We start from the raw sequence: 3,747 nt of genomic DNA, 5'->3' as shown, positions 1-3,747 counted from the left end.
GGTGTAGCGGTAGTCCCAGTTGCGTACGCCGCCGATGTCTTCGGGCAGTGAGGTGGTGGGGGCGGCGACGATGCCGCCGGTGGGCGCGTAGGTGAGGGCTTTGAGGGTGATCAGGGAGCGGATCACTGCCTCGCGGTAGGGGCCTTGGTAGGTGCAGTGCCCGGTCCAGTGGATCCAGAATGCCTCGGTCGCGGTGAGGGCGGCTTTGGTGTCGGTGCGCTGTGGCGGGGGCAGGTGGGAGGGCTGCCAGGTCAGTGCGAAGGCGGTGCGTTCGCCGGCGGTGATGGTGAAGTCGGCGTAGGTGGTCAGGTTTTGGCCGTAGGTCTCGGTCTCGCCGTCCAGCCACACCGAGTCGGGTCCGGCCACGGCCGCGGTCCGGCTCCCGCGCTCGTCGTCCACCCGGTGGACCCAGGGCACGATGGGTCCGTAGGAGAAGCGCAGGCGCAGGGCGGAGCGCATCCGTACGCGGCCGGTGATGCCTTCGATGATGCGGATGATGGTGGGGTTGCCCCCGGGGTCCTTGCCGAGGTGGCGCGGCGGCATGAAGTCGATGACCCGGACGGAGCCGTGCGGTGTGTCCCACTCCTGTTCGAGGATGAGGGAGTCGCCGCGGTAGCGGCGGCGGTCTGCTGCCGGGGATGCGTCGGTACCCGGGACGGGCGCTTCACCGGTGTCGGAGTCGGCGGGAGCGATCCGCCAGAAGCCGTGTTCCTCGGTGCCCAGCAGCCCGGCGAAGACGGCCGGGGCGTCGAAGCGGGGCAGGCACAGCCAGTCGACTGCGCCGTCCCGGCTGACGAGTGCGGCGCTCTGCATGTCGCCGATCAGCGCGTAGTCCTCGATGCGGGCGGGCATGTGGTGCTCCAGTTCGCGGGGGTAGTTCAGCAGTGCTGGGGACGGCGGGCGGGAGTTGCTCGCGTGCGGCTAGCGCACGCTTTTGATCGGCAGTACGGCGAGTGCGCCCAGGACCGAAGCCAGTACGGCGGCGGCGAAGAGCGCCACGTAGTTGGGCCCGTGGTTGCCGATGGTCAGCAGCAGTGTGGCCAGGCCGGGAACGAGCAGGGCGGGCAGTTGGTAGGACAGCGCGATGACGGCCAGACCCGTTCCGGCGTTGGCGGAGTCGGGCAGCAGTTCGGTCATCATGGCGACGTCGACGGAGACGAAGGCTCCCTGGCCCATTCCGGCCAGCGCGATCCCTGTCGTGAAGGCGGTCAGGTCGTGGGCGCAGAGGCTGATGAGCAGTCCGGCGGCGGTGAACAGGGCCGAACACCACACGATGGTCTTGCGCCGGCCGGTGCGGTCGGAGACCCAGCCGAAGACCAGGGTGGTGATGATGCTGGAGGCGAAAAACGCGCCCAGTACGGTGCCCTGCGCCGAGGGAGCGTGCTCGGAGGCGATGCCCAGGCGGTCGGTGAGGAAGTAGAGCAGGTAGGTGAGCACGGTGAACAGCGACATGGTGACGAGTAGCCGGCATATCCATGCCCAGGCGAAGTCCTTGTGCCGCAGCGGGTTGATCCAGTAGCTGCGCAGCAGGCTCTGCCAGTCGACGGGCGCGGGTTCGGTGCGCACGATGTCCTTGAGTACGAGGACGACGCCGATGCTGGCGCTGAGCGCGACCGCGGCCGGTATGCCGAACCAGTACAGGGGATTGCCGGGCAGCGCGCCGACCAGCGAACTGCCGATGACGGGTGCGATGCCGGTGCTGAGCCCGAACGTCGCTGCGACGCGGGCCCGGATCCTGGCCGGTATCTGGTCGGAGAGCAGCGCGTTGAGGGCCATGCTGGTGGAGGCGAATCCGGCTTGGGACAGGATCCAGCCGGTGATGACGACCGTGACGTTCGGTGCCAGCGCGAGCACGAGCATGCCAACGGTTCCCAGGAGGGAGCCGCCGAGGATGAAGGGCCGCCGGATGCCAGCGCGGGCGGTGGAGGCGTCGCTGAAGTGCCCCAGCGGCGCGGTGATCACGACGACAAGGATGCCGCCCAGGGCGACGGTCAGCGAGAGCAGTTGGGTCTTGTGGGCGGGGTCGAGTTCCGACAGGCGCAGCGGGATGCTGACGGCCGGTGCGGAGATGGCGGCGAGTGCGACGCCGAAGTAGGCGAACACGAACAGCGGCAGGAACAGCGGGTGCTGCGGCCGGCCCCGGAATGCCGCCGGGTCGGCGGCGTCGGTCCGCTCCATGAGTGGGGACATCATCGTCCTTCTGTCTGTTGGGCGCAGGGCTCGGGTCAGTCGTGCAGGGTGCGCAGTGCCGTGGCGATGGCCGCCTGTGCCGTGCGTGCGGTCAGGGAGGCCTTCTCGTACAGGCCGCCGTCGTGGGGCAGGCCGACCAGGCGCAGGGCGGCCACCGGGACCTCGGCTGCGGCCAGGGCTGCCGCGTAGGCTTCGCCGTCGCCGCGGAAGGGGTCGCAGTCGGCGGTGATGATGTAGGCGGGCGGCAGGCCGTGCAGGTCCTCGGCCAGCAGCGGTGAGACGTAGGGCGAGCGGCGGTCCTCGACCCACGGCACGTAGTCGGCGATCATGCGGTCCAGATCTGCCCACTGCCCGTCGGCCAGCTCGATGGCGTCGCGGTGGATGTGGGTGAGGGTCAGGTCCAGGCCGGGGACCTCGAGGATCTGGAGGGCCAGCGGGTGCCGGGCGCGGTCGCGGTTCACGAGGGTCAGCGCTGCCACCAGGTTGGCGCCCGCGGACTGTCCCGAGAGTGCGATACGCCCCGGGTCGATTCCCAGCGAGCCGGCCTCGCGCACCAGCCACTCCAACGCGGCGTAGCCCTGTTCCAGCGCGGTGGGGTGGGGGTGCTCCGGGGCGAGGGCGTAGGAGATCGCCGCGACGACGATGTTCGCCTCAAACGCCCGCACGGCGCAGTGGGTGGCGACGCTGGGGTGGTGGATGCCGCCCTGGCGCCAGCCGCCGCCGAAGAAGTGCAGACAGACCGGCAGGCCGAGGCCGGGGGCGGGCTCCCGGGGGTAGTAGAGGCGTACGAGGGCGTCCGGCTGGCCTGCGGCCTTCACCACGTGCTCACGCACCGGCAGTTCGGGTCCGCTGGCTCCCAGGCGAGGGTAGACCGCCTGCTCGAAAGCGAAGGCGGCCTCGCGCCGCTCCTGCGGGTCGTTCGTCGCCTGCGGAGCGGGCACGCCGAGTGCGGTGAGGGCGCGGATCAGGTGGGCGTCGATGGGCATGGGGGTGTCTCCGATCAGGAAATGGGGCTGAGGGGCAGGCGGGCCCGGCTGCGCAGGAAGTCGGTGACGCGGCCTTGCCAGGCACGGGCGGTCGCCGACGTCCTGGTGATGGACATGGAGCCGTGCAGGTGGCCGGGGGCCCGCCAGGTCTGGACGGGCACTCCGGCTGCGGCGAGCCGGTCGGCGTAGCGCTCGCCGCTGTCGCGCAGCGGGTCGAACTCGGCGGTGAGCACCAGGGCGGGCGGCAGCCCTGCCAGGTCGGGGATGTCGGCGGGCGCCGTCCACCGGCCCTGCGGGTCGGCCCCGCCCAGGTAGGCGGAGCGGGTCTCGGACAGGTCGCCGAAGTCGGACAGGGCGTTGGACTGGTGGTAGGAGGCGTCCTGGTCGATGTGCAGGCTCGCTCCGGGAACCTCGAGGATCTGGTGGTCAAGCCGCAGACCGCTGTCGCGGGCGTGCGCCGCGACGAGACCAGCGAGGTTGCCGCCCGCGGAGATGCCGCCGATCCCGATCCGGTCGGGGCTGATGCCCAGACCGGGTGCGGTCTCGATGAGCCAGTGCAGGACGTCCAGGC

4 protein-coding genes are annotated in these 3,747 nt (G+C 70.9%); all 4 read right to left on the bottom strand.

All coding sequences use genetic code 11. The annotated features are described in order from the left end of the window. On the bottom strand, nucleotides 1-852 hold an 852-nt coding region (locus ACQKIP_RS42585; protein WP_427745472.1), incomplete at its 3' end, for a glycoside hydrolase family 15 protein. Nucleotides 853-921: 69 nt separating this feature from the next. Beyond that, nucleotides 922-2,193, bottom strand: coding sequence for an MFS transporter (locus ACQKIP_RS42580; RefSeq protein ID WP_427745471.1), 1,272 nt, complete (start codon nucleotides 2,191-2,193; stop codon nucleotides 922-924). A 32-nt stretch (nucleotides 2,194-2,225) separates the two neighbouring features. Next, the gene (locus tag ACQKIP_RS42575; RefSeq protein ID WP_365853658.1) at nucleotides 2,226-3,176 is read right to left on the bottom strand and encodes an alpha/beta hydrolase; all 951 of its coding nucleotides are present in this window, start codon (nucleotides 3,174-3,176) and stop codon (nucleotides 2,226-2,228) included. A gap of 14 nt (nucleotides 3,177-3,190) precedes the next feature. Then, nucleotides 3,191-3,747 (bottom strand): alpha/beta hydrolase fold domain-containing protein (locus ACQKIP_RS42570; protein ID WP_427745469.1); only part of this gene is annotated, 557 nt, incomplete at its 5' end.

Source organism: Streptomyces sp. NPDC059900, from assembly GCF_050270335.1.
In the GTDB taxonomy this organism is placed as follows: Bacteria; Actinomycetota; Actinomycetes; order Streptomycetales; family Streptomycetaceae; genus Streptomyces.
Note: the sequence above shows the minus strand (reverse complement) of the source record. Positions and strands in the feature narration are given on the sequence as shown.